Raw genomic sequence first — 16,411 nt, 5'->3', positions numbered from 1 at the left:
TAACCTTCGCCAAAAAGGCTGCCGGTGGGAGTCGGCAGCCGGGATCGGTCAGACGACAGCGAAATAATGCTTCACAAAGCTTTCACTGACAACTTCCCAGAGCACAGGCGTGCCCTTGGTCACGAACCAGCTGTCACCGGTCTTGTAACGAGTGCTCTGGCCGGTGGATTCGTCCGTAAGGACCACTTCGCCGGTGACCACCGTGGCTTGTTCGGCGAACGGATAGACCATCCGGAACTTGCCTTGGGTAGTGCCGAAGTAGGCACTGCTGACCGGATCGGTCGGTGCGCCGAAGGTCATTTTACCGAAGGCTTTGACTTCACCTTCGAGGATTTCCGAGCCAAGGTCGGCGACGGTGCCCCAGGCGTCCAGTTCGGACAGCTGGATGTCTTTCTTGAGGGTGGTAAGGGTCATGGCAGTTGCTCCTGATGAGTAAAAAACAGCAAGGGAAGAGCGCCTCTGAGTTACCGGCGCCCGTTCCAGTAACCCGAGAGCTGGTGCCAGGACTTGCCGGCGGTCAGCAACAGTGGGCGCAACGCATCTTTGCCAAGGATGGTCGGGCGGTGGATCGAGCTGACCAGGTCATAGCGAGCCGAGCCTTCACTCATGCCTTCGGCGAGCACCTTGCAAATAATGTGGCTCGGGGTGACGCCGAAGCCCGAATAACCCTGAACGAAGAAGGCGTTGCTGCGACCGGGCAGGGTGCCGATCTGCGGGAACAGGTTCGGGCTGCACGCCATCGGACCACCCCAGGCCAGGTCTATTTTCACGTCTTTGAGGTAAGGGAAAATCTTCAGCATCAAGCGGCGATTCCAGGCCTTCAGGTCCAGGGGAATATGCTCGACCAGCGGTGTGGCCGCGCCGAACAACAGACGGTTTTCGTTGGTGACGCGGTAGTAGTCGATCACCGGGCGAATATCGCTGTAGGCGCCGCGAATCGGGCTGATGCGGTTGATCAGCTCGTCTGACAATGGCTCGGTCATCATCTGGAAGGCATAGGTGTTGATGGTCGAGCGATGCAGCTCGGGTTCAAGTTTGTTGAGGAAACTGTCGCAGGCCCATAACAGCTTGCTGGCCTTGACCGAGCCGCGCCCGGTACGCACGGTGATGCGTTCGCCGTAACTGACTTCCAGGGCCGGGCTGTTCTCAAAAATCCGCACGCCGTGACCCGCTAGCGCCTTGGCTTCACCGAGCAGCAGGTTCAGCGAATGGACGTGACCGCCACCCATGTGCAACAGGGCACTGCTATAGGCGTCGGAACCGATGATTTGCTTGACGTCCGAGCCGCCGAGAAAGCGAATCTCGTGCTTGGTGTTGATTGATTTGAAGTCCTTTTCCCAGGCGCGCAGGGTCTTTTCCTGGCGGGCGTTGAAGCCCATGTAACCGTAGCCATGGCAGAAGTCGGCGTCGATGTCGTACTTGGCAATGCGGTCCTTGATGATGTCGGCGCCCAGGTCGCTGATCTCGAAGACCTGGCGCAGGCCGTCTTCACCCACGTCCTTCTTGATCTTCTCCAGGTCGTGACCGATGCCGGCCATGATCTGCCCGCCATTGCGCCCGGTGCCGCCAAAACCCAGGTAACGCGCCTCCAGCACGACAATATTGGTGATGCCTTTTTCGGCCAGCTCAAGTGCAGTGTTGATGCCGGAGAAACCACCGCCAATGACCACAACGTCAGCTTCCACATCCTGTTCCAGGGTCGGGAAACTGAGGTTGTACTTTTTGGTGGCCGTGTAATAGGTGGGCGTTTCGATATTGATCATGGCGCAGCCTGAAAAAGTGAAAGAAAACTCAAACGCTCGGGACTTCGAGAAGCTCTGTACCGGATAGCTCCTATTAAGGGGCATGGCAGGGTGGATGTCTTGATTATCCGTGCCGGGATTTTTGATTCAGCGCGCCAGAGCCTTCGCAGCCACACAAGTTATAGCGTGTCGTAAGTGTGAGAGTGGTAGAGTTTCGTTAAACTATTAACTAAATAAATCGTGATTCTGACTCCCATGCACAAACCGCGACAATCCCTGACCTTGACCCTATTGCAGGCCCGTGAAGCGGCCATGAGTTTTTTTCGGCCTTCGCTCAATCAGCATGGCCTGACTGAACAACAGTGGCGGGTCATCCGCATCCTCAGTCAGCACGACGAACTGGAAATCTATCAGCTGGCGGAATTGGCCTGCATTCTCAAGCCGAGCATGACCGGTGTATTGGTGCGCATGGAGGCGGCCGGTATGGTCCATCGGCGCAAGGCTGAACAGGATCAGCGGCGGGTGCTGGTGACCCTGGCCGAAAAGGGCCGGGCGTGTTTTGCGTCTATGAGCCAGTGCATGGAAGAGAACTACCAGCGTTTGCAGGCGCAGTTGGGCGAGGAGAAGTTGCAGACGTTGCTCGGGTTGCTCAATGAGTTGAAGACCATCAAGCGTTTGTAGGCGCTAACCTCTAATACGCAGCAGATCTAGTGTGGGAGCGGCGGTGCGGCGACCCCACACCAGATCTGCTGAGCGACATCAGGGTTTTGCCAATCAGTACACGCCGCCAGAGCTGGTGGGCGCCGGGGCATCTTTGAATTTGGCGGCGAGGGTTTGCAGGCCGCGCATCAGCACCGTGGTGTCGACACCGACGGCAACGAACGCGGCGCCCAACTCGATATAGCGTCGGGCAAGTTTTTCATCGGCACTGAGAATGCCTGCGGCCTTGCCGGCCTTTTGAATCCGCACAATGGCGTCTTCGATCGCCGATTGCACTTCGGGGTGGCCCGGATTGCCGCGATGGCCCATGGACGCGCTCAAATCTGCAGGGCCGATAAACACCCCGTCGACGCCCTCGACCGTGGAAATGGCATCCAGATTGGCCAGGCCTTCGCGGTTCTCGATCTGCACCAGCAGGCACATTTGCTCATCGGCTTTATCCAGGTAGTCGGGAATGCTGTTCCACCGAGAAGCTCGAGCCAGTGCGCTGCCCACGCCGCGCATGCCGCGTGGCGGGTAATGGATGGCACGTACCAGCTCGCGGGCCTGATCGGCGCTTTCCACCATGGGCACCAACAAGGTCTGTACGCCGATGTCGAGCACTTGCTTGATCAGTGCGGTGTCGCCGATGACCGGGCGGATGATGGGATGGCTGGGGTAGGGCGCGACGGCCTGAAGTTGACCGAGCATCCCGCGCAGATCGTTGGGTGCGTGTTCGCCGTCGATCAGCAGCCAGTCGAAGCCGGCGTTGGCGGCCAGTTCGGCGCAATAGGCGTCGGCCAGTCCCAGCCACAGGCCGATCTGCGCTTCACCGCTTTGCAGGCGAAGCTTGAAGGAGTTGATAGGCATGTCCATCTAACGATCCTCGGATGATCAAACGAAACGGCAAGCGATGGAGCCCAGCATGTCGTAATCAACATGGAAGGTATCGCCAGGGTTTGCCGCCACAGGGCGGGTGAAGGAACCGCCCAGGATGATTTGCCCTGGTTGCAGGGTGACGTCATAGGCCGCCAGTTTATTTGCGAGCCACGCCACGCCCTTCGCCGGATGGTTAAGCACCGCTGCAGAAACCCCGGACTCTTCGATCACACCGTTGCGGTAGAGCACGGCTGGCACCTTGCGCAGGTCGATTTCCGTGGGGCGTACGGCGCGGCCACCCATGACCACGCCGGCATTGGCGGCGTTGTCGGAAATGGTGTCGAACACCTTGCGGGTCGTTTTGGTCTGCGGGTCGATTTGCTGAATACGCGCATCAATGATTTCCAGCGCGGGGATCACCCATTCGGTAGCGTCCAATACATCAAACACCGTCACATTTGGACCTTTCAAAGGCTTGCCTAGAATGAACGCCAGCTCCACTTCAACCCGCGGCACGATAAAGCGCTCGAACGGAATGTCGGTGCCTTCGTCGAAAAACATGTCATCCAGCAACGCGCCGTAATCCGGCTCGGTGATGTTGGAAGAGACCTGCATCGCCCGGGAGGTCAGGCCGATTTTATGCCCGACCAACTTGCGACCGTCCTTGATCTTTTGGGCCACCCAGGCGCGCTGAATGGCATAGGCGTCTTCGATAGTTATGTCCGGATGGTCCAGGGAAAACTGACGTACCTGCTCGCGTGAGCGCTCGGCGTGGTCGAGGCGGGCGGCAGCTTGCTGAATAAGGCTTTGATCAAGCATGACAATGGTCTCTTACTGAGGGTTGACGATGGAGGCCTGGGTGCGCAGCACCAGAAAACCACCGAGAGCGATGAGCAGCGCCAGGACGTATAGGGCCAGGCTGGCACTCTGGGTTGTGTCGCGCATCCAGCCGATCAGATAGGGCGCGAAGAACGACGCGATGCTGCCGAAGGAACTGATCAGGGCAATGCCCGCAGCTTGGGTGCTGTTGGACAGGAATGCAGGAGGCAGCTGCCAGAACATCGGCAACGCGGCGCTGGCGCCCATGCCCGCGACAATCAGACCACTCAGCACCAGGATCGGATTGGTGGGTGAAAGCCCGGCGATGGCAATGCCGGCGGAGGACATCAGCAATGGCACGCAGAGGTGCCAGCGACGTTCACGGTGACGATCAGACGAGCGACCACAGCCGATCATGAAGAAACAGCCCGCCAGATACGGCACGGCGCTGAGCAGCCCGACCTTGCCATCGCTGCCGATACCGGCGCCGTGGATCAGTGTCGGCATCCAGAACGCCAGGGTATTAACCGCTAGCATTACCGCGAAATACACCGCCACCAGCAGCCACACTTGCGGGTTATTGAGGATGGCGGAGAACGAGGTGATCGATTTGCGGTGTTCTTCCTTGTTCAATTGTTCGCGCAGCTGTTGCTTCTGCTGCGGTGCCAGCCATTTGACCGTTTCGAAGCTGTCCGGCAGACACTTGAGGACCACCAGCCCGAGCAGAATCACGGGCACGCCCTCAATGACGAACATCCACTGCCAGCCCCGCAGGCCGCCAATGTCATGGAAGCTCTGGAGGATCCCGCCGGACAGTGGGCCGCCGATCACGCCCGCCATCGGTACCGCAATCGCAAACAATGCAGTGATTTGTGCTCGGCGACCGGCGGGATACCAGCGGTTCAGAAACACCAGGATCCCGGGAAAGAAACCGGCCTCGGCCACCCCCAGCAAAAAGCGCAGGACATAGAAACCGGTAGCGCTGTCGATCAAGAACATGCTGGTGGATAACGCTCCCCACACCACCATCAGTATGGCGATCCAGCGCCGCGGACCCACGCGATCCAGGGCCATGTTGCTCGGTACGCCAAACAGCGCGTAGGCGACGAAGAACAGACCGGCGCCAAAACCGTAAACCGTGTCGCTGAAATTCAGGTCAGCGCTCATCTGCATCTTGGCGAAGCCGATGTTGATCCGGTCGAGGTGGGCAAAGAGGTAACAAATCAGCAGCAGAGGCATCAGACGCCAGGTGATGGTGCTGTGGGTTCGATCGCGTGCGACCGTGTCGAGGGTGTCGGCGGTATTGGCTGTGCTCATGGTTTTATACTTTTTGTCTGAGAGGCCGATGGAACGAACGGGTGGCCGCCTTAACGGGCCTGAGCCTGGAGAAAGGCGTGGACGTTGTTTGCCTTGAAGTTGAGTTGCTCGTGCAGTTCGATCATCTCGAACGACAAGGCCAGCAGGCGTTGGGCTTGAAGTTCGGCGAAGTGTCGGGTGATGACCTCGAAGAGTTTTTCCGCGACTTTCTGCCGTGTCGCCAGATCGCGGCCATGGCCGACCTTCAGGGTCATGTGGACGAAGGCGTAGTCGTGCTTTCCGTCGGCCATGCGCCAGGTGTCCAGGCGCACGCCGCGGCTGCGGATGCCGCCCAAGGGGAACACGCCACTGTCGCCGAGGGTGGCATGGACTTTTTCGAACAGACCGGGCAAGTCGGCTTGTTGTTCGATGTTGTCGGTGTATTCAGCAATGAAATGAGGCATGCACGGCTCCTTCATACCGCACGGCGATGCTGTGCGGTCAGGCTTTCATAGAGGGAAGATGGCGTTGATCTGACCGGTGCCCGAACTGCCGAAGGGCTGGGTGATGATTTCTGCCGGTTTGTCGTAATCCGGGCCGCCGAGCAAACCTAGGAGCATGGCGGTGTCATGCATTTTGCCTTCGCCAAAGCAATGCTCGGCATAGTCAGGGAGCATGGCGCAGAACTCTTTCCAGCGGCCCTGGCGCCAAAGCTCCACTACATGCAGATCAACTTGTTTGTCGAACTCTCGGGTCCAGTTGTGAATGTTGGCTTCGGCATTGCGATCATCGGAGAAGCGGTGTGACAGCGAACCGGAAGCCAGCACCAGCACCTTGCGGTCACTCTTTTCGATCGCCCGGCGCACGGCCGCGCCGAAGGCAAAGCTGTCTTCCAGTCGATGCCAGGCACACCAGGCCGCAATGGAGATCACGTCGAACTTCTGCTCGTCGGGTACGCCCATGTGCATGTAGCGCATCGGCACCAGCGTGCCGTATTCCAGCTCCAGGCTCGGAATGTTGTGAGCCATGGTGCGCACGCCGGCCAGATTGGCTTCAGCCGCGATCAACTCGCCCAGCTCCGGGCAGCCTGGGTACTCGTATTCCATGTTCTTGATGAAGTGCGGCAGTTCGTTACTGGTGTAGATGCCCTTGAAATGCGCGCCGCAGTTGACGTGATAGCCGCTGTTGACCAGCCAGTGCACATCGAACACCACGGCAGTATCGGCACCGAGTTCGCGGGCGCGACGACCGATTTCCTTGTGTCCGGCAATCGCCGCTTCGCGACAACCGTGGTGCTTGCCGGGCATCTCAGACAGGTACATCGAAGGTACGTGGCAGATCTTCGCGGCCAGGACGACTTCGCCCATGATAATTCTCCTGAAATTGTTGTTCTTGTTGAGTGTGAAGGTGAGTCACGGCACTTGTGGCTTGATAAACGATGTGGCGAGGGAGGCTCCCGCTGGGCAGCGAAGCAGCCCCATTTTTTTTGCGATTGCTGCGCAATCGAGCGGGAGCAAACTCCCTCGCCACAGGTTTATCACCGAGCCGCTATGTGTTTGCGGCTCCCGCCTTACACCCCCCAACGCGGAATGTGATGGCTGCCCATAGAGATACAAACGTTCTTGATCTCGGCGAACACTTCGAAGCTGTACTGGCCTCCTTCGCGGCCGGTGCCGGAACCTTTCACACCGCCGAACGGCTGACGCAAGTCTCGAACGTTCTGACTATTGATGAATACCATGCCGGCTTCGATGCCATAGGCCAGACGATGCGCTTTGCCAATGTCCTGGGTCCAGATATAGGATGCCAGGCCGTACTCGGTGTCGTTGGCCAGTTGAAGGGCTTCGGCTTCGTCCTTGAACGGAATCAGGCATACCACCGGGCCGAAAATCTCTTCCTGGGCGATGCGCATCTTGTTGTTCACATCGGCGAACACTGTCGGCTGGATAAACTGGCCTTTACTCAGGTGTGCCGGCAAGTTGGCCGGACGTTCCAGACCACCGGCGAGGAGGGTGGCGCCTTCTTCGATACCGATCTTGATGTAGCCAGTGACTTTGTCGTAATGGGCCTGAGTGATCATCGAGCCGACCTGGGTTTTTGGATCCTGTGGGTCGCCGACGATCAGGCGTTTAGCGCGGGCGGCAAACTCAGCAACGAACTGCGGGTAAACGCTTTCCTGGATGAAGATCCGGCTACCGGCGGTGCAGCGTTCACCGTTCAGCGAGAAGATGGTGAACAGCGCCGCGTCGAGGGCGCGTTCCAGATCAGCGTCTTCGAAGATCAGCACCGGCGACTTGCCGCCCAGTTCCATGGAGTACTTTTTCAGGCCGGCGGTCTGCATGATTTTCTTGCCGGTGGCGGTGCCGCCAGTGAAGGAAATCGCTCGCACGTCCGGGTGGCGAACCAGCGCGTCACCGGCGGTGGCGCCGTAGCCCTGGATGACATTGAGCACGCCATTGGGAATGCCGGCTTCGACGGCCAGACGACCCAGTTCATTAGCGGTCAGCGGTGACAGCTCGGACATCTTCAGTACCGCGGTGTTGCCCAGCGCCAGGCATGGTGCGGTTTTCCAGGTGGCGGTCATGAACGGCACGTTCCATGGCGACACCAGGGCACATACGCCCACCGGTTGGTAAAGGGTGTAATTGAGCATCTGGTCGTCGACCGGATAGCTGTGACCGTCCATGCGAGTGCAGACTTCGGCGAAGAAATCGAAGTTGTGCGAGGCGCGCGGGATCAAGACATTCTTGGTCTGATGAATCGGCAGGCCCGTGTCCAGGGTTTCGAGTTCAGCCAAGTGCGGGACGTTTTGCTCGATCAGTTCGCCGAGCTTGCGCATCAGCTTGGCGCGTTCCTTGGCTGGGGTCGCCGCCCATTTCGGGAATGCTTCCTTGGCTGCCGCTACCGCTTGAGCGACTTCCTCGGCGCCGCCGCTGGCGACTTCGCCAATGGCCTCACCGGTTGCCGGGTTGTCGTTGACGAAAACGTCTTTACTTTCGACCTCACGGCCGTTGATCCAGTGTTTGATCATGTTGCTCAAGCCTCTTTACGGGCGGAGAAGAATTCCGCTTCGCTGACAATTCGATTGACCAGGCGACCTACGCCTTCCACTTCCACAATCACCTCGTCGCCTGGCACCACATCGGCCAGACCTTCCGGCGTACCGGTGGCGATCATGTCGCCCGGCTGCAGGGTCATGAAGCTGGACAGGTATTCGATCAGGTAAGGGATGTCGAAAATCATGTCGGAGGTCGAACCTTCCTGACGCAATTCACCGTTGATCCAGGTGCGCAGTTTCAGGTTGCTCGGGTCCGGCACGTCGGCGACGTCGACGATCCACGGACCGACAGGCGTGGTGGCGTCGCGGTTCTTCACTCGCAGGTTGGGGCGGTAGTAGTTTTCCAGGTAGTCGCGGATTGCGTAGTCGTTGCACACCGTGTATCCGGCCAGGTATTCCAGGGCGTTTTCACGTTTGACGTTGCGCGCCGGCTTGCCGATGACGGCGACCAGTTCACATTCGTAGTGCATGTAGGCGACATTGTCCGGACGCCAGGTGGTCTGGTTGTGGCCGGTGTAGGTGCCGGGGGATTTGATAAACGCCAAGGGCTCGGTGGGCGGCTTGAACGCCAGCTCGGCGGCGTGATCAGCGTAGTTCAGACCCAGGGCGAACATGTTGCCGGTAGCTGGTGGCAGCCACTGCACTTGATCTTCAGCCAGCACCCGGCCATCGGCCAGGTGGACGGCATGGCTATTATCGGTATGGTTTTCTTCAACAGTGGCGAGGTAAGTCTCGCCTTCGAAACGCACGCGTGCATGTTTCATGGGGAGCTCCTCTTATACGACCACGATATGGTTGATGAGGCGGCCCAGACCGCTGATCTCGATTTCGACACGGTCACCCGGCACCACATCGACACGACCTTCAGGCGTGCCGGTAATCAGTACATCACCGGCATGCAGGGTCATGAACTCGCTGATCTCGGCGATCAATTGCGCAACACCGCGAACGAAGTTGGCGGTGCTGTTGGCCTGGCGAACTTCACCGTTGACGAAGAGTTTGATATCGAGCTTTTGTGGGTCAGGTATCTGCGCCGCGGGGATCAGCTCAGGCCCAATGGAGCAGAAGCCGTCGCGGCATTTTGCTTTCACGGCCGGACGATAGTAGCTGTCCTCCGGCAGGCTGAATTCGTTGACGATGGTGTAACCGGCCACGTAATCCAGGGCCTGGTCGACACTGACGCGACTTGCGGATTGACCCATCACCACACCTAGCGCGGGGCCGGGTTGCAGGCGTTCGCCAGCGCCGGGATGCACCACGACGCCATCCTGACCATTGCGTGTGTTGGGTGTCTTGATGAACAGCACTGGTTTGATCGGCGGCTTCTGGTAAGGCGGCTGCTCGAACTCGGTCAGGTGCTGATTCAGCAAACCCTGATAGTTCAGCGCGACGCCGAACAAGGTGCCGGTCGCAACGTCATGCAGGGCACGGCTCATGCTTTTCTCCTGGCAGTGGCAGAGTGATGGGGCTCTGCTCATAATTGTTAATGTATTAACGTTATAATTAATATGTTAACTATCGTCAAGCGTGGAAAGTCGGCTGACGGTGGTCGCCTTGGCAAAATCGGTGCAGGATGAAATCCAGTGCAATGTCAGAACAAGAATGAGTACCCCGCCATGACCGATCGGCAGCCGATCCCGAACATCAACATTGGGCAGGTCTATGACCAGCGCTACAGCGATGCCGAAGTCCATTACGACAGGCTGGGCAATCTGGCCGGCTTTTTCGGGCGCAACATGCCGGTTCATCGTCATGACCGGTTCTTCCAGGTCCACTATGTGAAAAGTGGCTCCGTCAGGGTTTATCTGGACGATCAACAATACGTGGAGTCGGGACCGATGTTCTTTTTCACGCCACCGACCATCCCCCATTCCTTTGTGACTGAGGCTGACAGTGATGGCCATGTGCTGACGGTGCGGCAGCAGCTTGTCTGGGGATTGCTTGAGGCCGATCCAAGCCTCGCGCCGGGCCCGCAGTTGCAAGCTGCGTGTGTTGCACTGGGTCATCTGGATCCGGCAGGTGAGCGCGAAGTGCGCCGTCTCGAATATCTTTTCGACGAATTGAGCGACGAAATTGAGGCTGATCGTCCGGGGCGGGGTGCGGTTCTGGACGGTCTGACGCGCCTGATCATGATCAGTCTGCTTCGCCTGTGCTCCAACTCTCTGCAGGCACGCCCGGCCCGGCACGAGGACCTGAGGATTTTTCATCGATTCAACGAACTGATCGAAAGCCACTACCAGCAACATTGGCCGTTGTCGCGCTACGCACAAGGCGTGGGGGTGACCGAGGCGCGGCTCAACGATGTGTGCCGGCGCATCGCCGACCTGCCATCCAAGCGCTTGATCCTCGAACGATTGATGCAGGAAGCCAAGCGACTGCTGTTGTTCACGGGCAGTTCGGCCAATGAAATCTGCTACCAACTCGGGTTCAAGGACCCGGCCTATTTCAGCCGGTTCTTTCAGCGTTATGCGCAGATGACGCCGGGGGAGTACCGCCAACGGCAGTCGGAGTTGCGTTGAGGCAAGCATGGGGATTTTCCGTTGTTGTTATCGCAGCAGTGAATGCCTGGCAGACAGCATGGCAACGGTCCGGGGCCGACGGAATGGCTTTTACGGGGAACCGATTGTACTTTTCACAGCTGCCTTGCACCTGCACGCCGAGGGCTCTAATCTGCCTGCTCGCCCTTAAAAGTGTTTAGATCATGGCAACCCCAAGACCCTCATTGACGCTCACATTGCTGCAAGCCCGGGAAGCCGCCATGGCGTTCTTTCGTCCGGCACTCAACGAACATGACCTGACCGAACAGCAATGGCGCGTCATAAGGATTCTGCGTCAGCAAGGTGAACTGGAAAGCCATCAACTGGCCCACCAGGCCTGCATTCTCAAGCCGAGCATGACCGGTGTACTGGGCCGTCTGGAACGTGACGGGCTGGTACGACGCCGCAAATCGACAGAGGATCAGCGCCGGGTCTTTGTCGGGTTGACCGAGCAGGGTCAGCAATGCTTTGTCGCGATGAGCGAGGGAATGGAGGCCAACTACCAAAGGATTCAGGAGCAATTTGGTGAAGAAAAAATGCAGCAGTTGCTGGTCTTGCTCAATGAACTGAAAAACATCAAGCCCTGAAAGGCCGGGCTAACCTCTGAAGGTTGAGCAGATGCAAGCGTTGGTGGGTCGAGCGGTGGAGATGTTTCTGTTGGGGGGCAGCACCTCGCCAGCAAGGCGCAGTTTGAGATCCATACGGATGACGGCGACACCTGCTTCATCCGCCAAACAGTGCACAAACCACATCTATGCGGCGGATCAGTAACTCGTTAGTTAATAGTACTGAGGGTATTTACTGGAAATACGTCGCATAATACAATGAGAATCATTATTACTAACTCATTGAGTGCGACGTCTTGAGCCATCCCCACCCCTTTGCCCGCCGCAAAGTCTTCATGAAACACGCGTTGCCAACACTCTCCTGCGTTATGTTTGCCAGCCCACTGTGGGCACAGGAAGCCATCGAACTGCCGACCACTGATATTCAGGCAAGTCGCGTCAGCCAAGACACTAGCTACACCACTTCTCAAGCCAGTACGGCGAGCAAAAGCAATGTGCCGATCAAGGAAGAGGCGCAATCGGTCAATGTGGTCACCCAGCAGACCCTGGCCGACTATCAGGTGCGCTCGCTGGCCGACGCCATGAAGTTCGTCAGTGGCGTCAGCCAGGGCAATACACTGGGCGGCTCCCGGGACTCGCTGGTCAAGCGCGGTTTTGGCACCAACGATGACGGCTCGATTCTGCGCGATGGCGTGCGCTCCAACCTGGGACACAACTTCAGCGCCACGACGGATCGTGTCGAAGTGCTCAAAGGGCCTGCCTCGATGCTGTACGGCGCGCTGGAGCCCGGCGGATTGATCAACGTAATCAGCAAGAAGCCTGAATACACCCAGAGCACAACCCTGAGCGGCTCGGCCTATAGCGAAGGCGGCGGCACTATGGCGGTGGATACCACCGGGCCGATGGGAGATACGGGCCTGGCTTATCGCCTGATCGCTGAACGTGGTCACGAAGATTACTGGCGCAACTACGGCGTGAATGAGAGCACGTTGGTCGCACCATCGCTGACCTGGACCGGCGACCGCGCCAGCTTGACGCTGAGCTACGAGTACAACGAATACTCCAATCCCTTCGACCGCGGCACCGTGTTCACCAACGGTCATCCTGCGGACATCGACTACGACAAGCGCCTCGACGAACGCTGGGCGAAAAGCGTAGGTATCCGTGAACTGGCCACCGCGCGTTTTGAATATCAGCTGAGTGATGATTGGAAAACCCGCGTTACCTACGGCTGGAACAACGACCGCTACAGCCTCTCGATTGCCCAGCCGAATTCGTTGACCGGCAACAATCTGCGACGTGCTGCCAACGGCGCTCACTACGACGATGAGACCCGCTACGCCAGTTGGGATTTCATTGGCCAGCAGGAACTGTTCGGCCAACGCCATGACCTGCTGGTCGGCGCGGACACCGAAGCGTCCGACCAATTTCGCGGCAAAACCTACCGTAATACAGCACGGTCAGGCTTCGACATCACTTCGCCGGTTTATGGTCGTCTGGCCGAGCCCAGCCTCGTCAGCGCTGCTCAAAGCGACTTGAGCAACCAGCTGACCTCAAGCTCTGTGTACTTCAAGGATAACTGGCACCTCGATGACCGCTGGATCCTGGTCCTCGGTGGTCGCCAGCAGCATTACGATCAGTACAGCGATCAGGGCCGCGGCAGCAGCTATACCGTCAACCGCGACGATAACGGCGATGCCTTCGTGCCGTTCCTGGGTCTGGTCTACAAAGCCACCGATAGCCTGTCGCTGTACGGCAACTACAGCCGTTCGTTCAAGCCTAATACCGATGTCGACGATGCCGGCCACACCTTCGATCCGGAGGAGGGCCGCAGCTACGAGGTCGGTGCGAAGTACGATCCGCTGCCGGGGCTGAACATCAACCTTGCGCTGTTCGACATCGTCAAGAAAAACGTCGTGACCAGCCAGACGGTCAATGGCGTCAGCCTTTCGGAGGCGGCAGGCAAGGTCGGTTCACAGGGTCTGGAGCTGGACATCACCGGGCGTGTGGCCGAGCGCTGGGACCTGATCGGCACCTACGCTTACACCCACACGGAAATCCTCGACGATCCGGATGACGAGGGTCACCGTCTCGCCAACGCGCCGAAGCACACCGCGAGCCTGTACCTCACGCATCACCTGAACGTCCCTGCAGAGTTCGGCGCCTGGCACACCGGTGCCGGCGCACGTTACGTCGGCGAGCGTGCGGCGAATAACGCCAACGATTTCTGGCTGAGCAGCTACACCGTGGCCGATGCCTTCGTACGTTGGGAATCGCCGATGTTCGGGTACAAGACTTCGCTGCAGTTCAATGTCGACAACCTGTTCGACAAACAGTACTACCCGTCCTCCACCGGCAGCCAGCTGCAGGTCAATGTCGGCGAGCCGCGCACGGCACGCCTCAGCGCCAGTGTGACATTCTGATCGCACTGCCTTGACGCGCTACCCCGTTCTGTTCTTGTAGCCGACGGAACGGGGTGGCGGTCATCCTCAACCTCGACGGCACTTCAGGCGTCGGCCAACACTTGCATCAGAAGTTGATCGAGGCACTCAGCCGCGCAGTCAGTGGCGCGCCCTGGAACAGGTAGCCATCGCCCATGTACTCACCGGCGTCACGCCAGTAGCGTTTGTCGAACAGATTGTCCACGGTCAGCCGGAATACGGTGTCGTAACCATCGATGCGCGTGCTATAGCGGCTGCCGATGTTGAAGATGGCATAGGCGCCGGTCTGCACTTCACCCTGGCGGTTGGCGTACTTGTTGCCGCTGTACTGCACTCCGCCGAGCAACGCCAGGCCGTCGAGCCAGGGCAGGGCGTAGTCGCCGTAGAGGCTGGCGCGCAGGGTCGGAACGTTGATCGCCTGGTGGCCTTCATAAGCTGGCGTGCCGCTGTCGGTGACGCGCGCGCGAATCGCCGCGACGCTGGCAGAAATCTGCAGGCGCTGGCTGGCCCAGCCATTGGCCGAGAGCTCCACCCCGGTGTTCTTCTGTTCGCCCTGTTGGGTGAACGTGAACGTGCCGTCATCATTCGGTCGCGAGTACTGATAGGCCTGGCGGATCTGGAACAGCGCCGCGGCCAGGCTGATGCGCTGCCAGTCATATTTGACGCCGGCCTCGAGTTGTCGCGACACGGTGGGCGCGAGGATTTCAAAGGCATTGGTGGTGAACCACGCCGCTTCGCCGCCCAGGGACAGGCCCTTGCTGTAGCGGGTGTACAGCGACAGGTTTTGCAGCGGCTTGTAGATCAGTGCGGCCTGGGGCAGGAACACATAGCGCTGGGTGTGCCGGGTGGTGTCGCCCTGGCTGTCGAAGGTCTCTTCATCCAGGCGCACTTCGCGCCCGCCGAGCACGGTTTGCCATTGCTCGTTGAAACTGATCCGGTCATTGAAGAACAACCCGTACTGACGGCTGTCCAGGCGTCGATAGGAATCGTTGAGCGGCCCGTCGTAGCGGGCAAAATCAGCCGGTTCGCTGTTGATGTTGGCACTGCCGATCATCTGGTTGATGGCGTCGCGCTTGTCCACTACGCGACGGAACGCGCTGGTCCCGACGCTGAGTTCATGGCTCAGGCCGGCAGTGTTGAAGTGGCCGCTGAGGACTGCCTGCATCTCATCGTTGCGCCGGGTGTCGTCGGGGCTGCGGAAATCGTAAATGTCATAGTCGCCCTCGGGGCTGAAGTAGTTCGGCACCGCCGCGCTGGCGCAACTGGTGGAGCCGTAGCAGCCCCAGGCGAACGAACTGTAGTCATCGATCACCACCCGGCTGCGCGAGGCGCTAAGGCTACCTTTCCATTGGTCGCTGAAACGGTATTCGAAGTTGCCGTTGAGGTTCAGCGCATCGGTGGTGACCGGCTTCGAACCGCTCTGGTGTGCCAGCAGCTTCTTCGGCGAGGCGTGGTGCGGCAAGCTGGAACCGCCGAGCAATTGATAACCCGGTGCCGAGCGCTGTTCCTTGGTCTGGTACTCGGCATCCAGTTGTAGCAGGGCATCGGGGCTGATGTTCCAGTCGAAGGCCAGCGAGGCAAAGTCACGCTGGCCGTTGGTGTGTTCGACGTAGGAGTGAAGGTCTTCGTGTGCCAGGTTGGCGCGGAGGCCGAACTGCTGTTCGCTGCCGAACCAGCCACCGACATCGGTGGCCAGGTAACCGCTGCCGCGATCATCGGTGGAGACGGTGACCGAACGCACATCGGCAGGCCGTTTGGTCACGTAGTTGACCAGCCCGCCGGGCTCGCTGACACCGCTTTGCAGGCCGGAAAGGCCTTTGAGCAACTCCACCTGCTGTTTGTTTTCCAGCCCGACGTTCTGCTCGCCGGTGATGGTGCGGCCGTTGATCTTGTAGCTGCTGGCGGAGTTGAGGGAAAAGCCACGCACCACGAAGTTTTCGTAGTAACCCACCGGCGCGTAGCTTTCACCCACCGAGGCGTCGTTGCGCAGCACTTCACTGAGCAGGCGCGCCTGCTGATCCTTGATCAAGGCCTCGTTGACCACCGAAATCGAAGCCGGCGTATCGAGCAATGGCGCCGCTTCGAAACCACCGACCGAAGCGCTTTCCGCCTGATAACCGGAGGTGTCTTCGCCGGTGACTGTCACCGCCGGCAGTTCGGTGGCAGCCCAGGCCGAAGGCATCGCGCTGGCCAGCAGCAGGCCCAGGTTCAGGGGATTGAACGCGAACCGCGGGGCGGTCACTCCCTCGCGGGAGGTCCGGTAAAGCATATCCATGAAAACTCCTCGACAACTGCGCTCCCGGGCTCGCGAATACCGGGCACAGAGGCCCGGGCGCGCTTCAGGAATGAGTCGGTTAAAACTGGAAAAAGCGAT

The 16,411-nt window shown here is 59.1% G+C and carries 15 protein-coding genes; 4 read left to right on the top strand and 11 right to left on the bottom strand.

Annotation, left to right across the window (positions count from 1 at the left end; genetic code table 11):
* Positions 1-48: 48 nt before the first annotated feature.
* Together PMI18_RS25965 and PMI18_RS25970 are read right to left on the bottom strand one after the other, a co-directional pair.
* Positions 49-414 carry a cupin domain-containing protein gene (locus PMI18_RS25965; protein ID WP_007895762.1) on the bottom strand — a complete coding sequence of 122 codons (366 nt, stop codon included), beginning with the start codon at positions 412-414 and terminating at the stop codon, positions 49-51.
* 50 nt (positions 415-464) lie between these two features.
* Complete coding sequence (locus tag PMI18_RS25970) at positions 465-1,763, bottom strand: NAD(P)/FAD-dependent oxidoreductase (protein ID WP_007895761.1); 1,299 nt, start codon at positions 1,761-1,763, stop codon at positions 465-467.
* A 234-nt stretch (positions 1,764-1,997) separates the two neighbouring features.
* Here PMI18_RS25970 and hpaR (PMI18_RS25975) point away from each other — a divergent pair, with 234 nt between their 5' ends.
* Positions 1,998-2,423, top strand: coding sequence for a homoprotocatechuate degradation operon regulator HpaR (hpaR, locus tag PMI18_RS25975; RefSeq protein WP_007895760.1), 426 nt, complete (start codon positions 1,998-2,000; stop codon positions 2,421-2,423).
* Between the two features lie 93 nt (positions 2,424-2,516).
* Here hpaR (PMI18_RS25975) and hpaI read toward each other — a convergent pair whose 3' ends face one another.
* From hpaI to PMI18_RS26015, 8 genes are all read right to left on the bottom strand, one after another.
* Positions 2,517-3,317: a 4-hydroxy-2-oxoheptanedioate aldolase gene (hpaI, locus tag PMI18_RS25980; protein ID WP_007895759.1), complete on the bottom strand. Its 801-nt coding sequence runs from the start codon at positions 3,315-3,317 to the stop codon at positions 2,517-2,519.
* 18 nt (positions 3,318-3,335) lie between these two features.
* Positions 3,336-4,139, bottom strand: coding sequence for a 2-oxo-hept-4-ene-1,7-dioate hydratase (hpaH, locus tag PMI18_RS25985; RefSeq protein ID WP_007895758.1), 804 nt, complete (start codon positions 4,137-4,139; stop codon positions 3,336-3,338).
* Between the two features lie 12 nt (positions 4,140-4,151).
* Entirely contained in the window at positions 4,152-5,456 is a 1,305-nt protein-coding gene (locus PMI18_RS25990) for an MFS transporter (RefSeq protein ID WP_007895757.1), read from the bottom strand.
* Between the two features lie 50 nt (positions 5,457-5,506).
* Positions 5,507-5,899, bottom strand: a complete 393-nt coding sequence (locus tag PMI18_RS25995) for a 5-carboxymethyl-2-hydroxymuconate Delta-isomerase (protein ID WP_007895756.1) — start codon at positions 5,897-5,899, stop codon at positions 5,507-5,509.
* Between the two features lie 45 nt (positions 5,900-5,944).
* Entirely contained in the window at positions 5,945-6,802 is an 858-nt protein-coding gene (gene hpaD, locus PMI18_RS26000; RefSeq protein WP_007895755.1) for a 3,4-dihydroxyphenylacetate 2,3-dioxygenase, read from the bottom strand.
* A 203-nt stretch (positions 6,803-7,005) separates the two neighbouring features.
* On the bottom strand, positions 7,006-8,466 hold the full coding sequence (hpaE, locus tag PMI18_RS26005) for a 5-carboxymethyl-2-hydroxymuconate semialdehyde dehydrogenase (protein ID WP_007895754.1): 1,461 nt from the start codon (positions 8,464-8,466) through the stop codon (positions 7,006-7,008).
* Between the two features lie 5 nt (positions 8,467-8,471).
* Complete coding sequence (locus PMI18_RS26010) at positions 8,472-9,257, bottom strand: fumarylacetoacetate hydrolase family protein (protein ID WP_007895753.1); 786 nt, start codon at positions 9,255-9,257, stop codon at positions 8,472-8,474.
* 12 nt (positions 9,258-9,269) lie between these two features.
* Complete coding sequence (locus PMI18_RS26015; protein ID WP_007895752.1) at positions 9,270-9,929, bottom strand: fumarylacetoacetate hydrolase family protein; 660 nt, start codon at positions 9,927-9,929, stop codon at positions 9,270-9,272.
* Positions 9,930-10,109: 180 nt separating this feature from the next.
* Here PMI18_RS26015 and hpaA point away from each other — a divergent pair, with 180 nt between their 5' ends.
* From hpaA to PMI18_RS26030, 3 genes are all read left to right on the top strand, one after another.
* On the top strand, positions 10,110-11,012 hold the full coding sequence (hpaA, locus tag PMI18_RS26020; RefSeq protein WP_033035781.1) for a 4-hydroxyphenylacetate catabolism regulatory protein HpaA: 903 nt from the start codon (positions 10,110-10,112) through the stop codon (positions 11,010-11,012).
* A 182-nt stretch (positions 11,013-11,194) separates the two neighbouring features.
* Complete coding sequence (gene hpaR, locus PMI18_RS26025; protein WP_033035779.1) at positions 11,195-11,617, top strand: homoprotocatechuate degradation operon regulator HpaR; 423 nt, start codon at positions 11,195-11,197, stop codon at positions 11,615-11,617.
* A gap of 314 nt (positions 11,618-11,931) precedes the next feature.
* The gene (locus PMI18_RS26030; protein WP_050548129.1) at positions 11,932-14,019 is read left to right on the top strand and encodes a TonB-dependent siderophore receptor; all 2,088 of its coding nucleotides are present in this window, start codon (positions 11,932-11,934) and stop codon (positions 14,017-14,019) included.
* Positions 14,020-14,125: 106 nt separating this feature from the next.
* Here PMI18_RS26030 and PMI18_RS26035 read toward each other — a convergent pair whose 3' ends face one another.
* Positions 14,126-16,312 (bottom strand): TonB-dependent siderophore receptor, encoded by a 2,187-nt coding sequence (locus PMI18_RS26035; RefSeq protein WP_007895747.1) that lies wholly within the window; start codon positions 16,310-16,312, stop codon positions 14,126-14,128.
* Positions 16,313-16,411 lie beyond the last annotated feature (99 nt).

Source organism: Pseudomonas sp. GM102 (assembly GCF_000282555.1).
Lineage (GTDB): Bacteria > Pseudomonadota > Gammaproteobacteria > Pseudomonadales > Pseudomonadaceae > Aquipseudomonas.
The sequence above is the reverse complement of the archived record's forward strand: the minus strand, read 5'-3'. Positions and strand labels throughout refer to the sequence as shown.

Coding starts and splice junctions, on each gene's coding strand:
- PMI18_RS25995 (WP_007895756.1), bottom strand. CDS start 5,899: ATGCCTCATTTCATTGCTGAATACACCGACAACATCGAACAACAAGCC.
- hpaR (WP_033035779.1), top strand. CDS start 11,195: ATGGCAACCCCAAGACCCTCATTGACGCTCACATTGCTGCAAGCCCGG.
- PMI18_RS25970 (WP_007895761.1), bottom strand. CDS start 1,763: ATGATCAATATCGAAACGCCCACCTATTACACGGCCACCAAAAAGTAC.
- PMI18_RS25990 (WP_007895757.1), bottom strand. CDS start 5,456: ATGAGCACAGCCAATACCGCCGACACCCTCGACACGGTCGCACGCGAT.
- PMI18_RS26010 (WP_007895753.1), bottom strand. CDS start 9,257: ATGAAACATGCACGCGTGCGTTTCGAAGGCGAGACTTACCTCGCCACT.
- PMI18_RS26035 (WP_007895747.1), bottom strand. CDS start 16,312: ATGGATATGCTTTACCGGACCTCCCGCGAGGGAGTGACCGCCCCGCGG.
- hpaA (WP_033035781.1), top strand. CDS start 10,110: ATGACCGATCGGCAGCCGATCCCGAACATCAACATTGGGCAGGTCTAT.
- hpaE (WP_007895754.1), bottom strand. CDS start 8,466: ATGATCAAACACTGGATCAACGGCCGTGAGGTCGAAAGTAAAGACGTT.
- hpaD (WP_007895755.1), bottom strand. CDS start 6,802: ATGGGCGAAGTCGTCCTGGCCGCGAAGATCTGCCACGTACCTTCGATG.
- hpaR (WP_007895760.1), top strand. CDS start 1,998: ATGCACAAACCGCGACAATCCCTGACCTTGACCCTATTGCAGGCCCGT.
- PMI18_RS26015 (WP_007895752.1), bottom strand. CDS start 9,929: ATGAGCCGTGCCCTGCATGACGTTGCGACCGGCACCTTGTTCGGCGTC.
- hpaI (WP_007895759.1), bottom strand. CDS start 3,317: ATGGACATGCCTATCAACTCCTTCAAGCTTCGCCTGCAAAGCGGTGAA.
- hpaH (WP_007895758.1), bottom strand. CDS start 4,139: ATGCTTGATCAAAGCCTTATTCAGCAAGCTGCCGCCCGCCTCGACCAC.
- PMI18_RS26030 (WP_050548129.1), top strand. CDS start 11,932: ATGAAACACGCGTTGCCAACACTCTCCTGCGTTATGTTTGCCAGCCCA.
- PMI18_RS25965 (WP_007895762.1), bottom strand. CDS start 414: ATGACCCTTACCACCCTCAAGAAAGACATCCAGCTGTCCGAACTGGAC.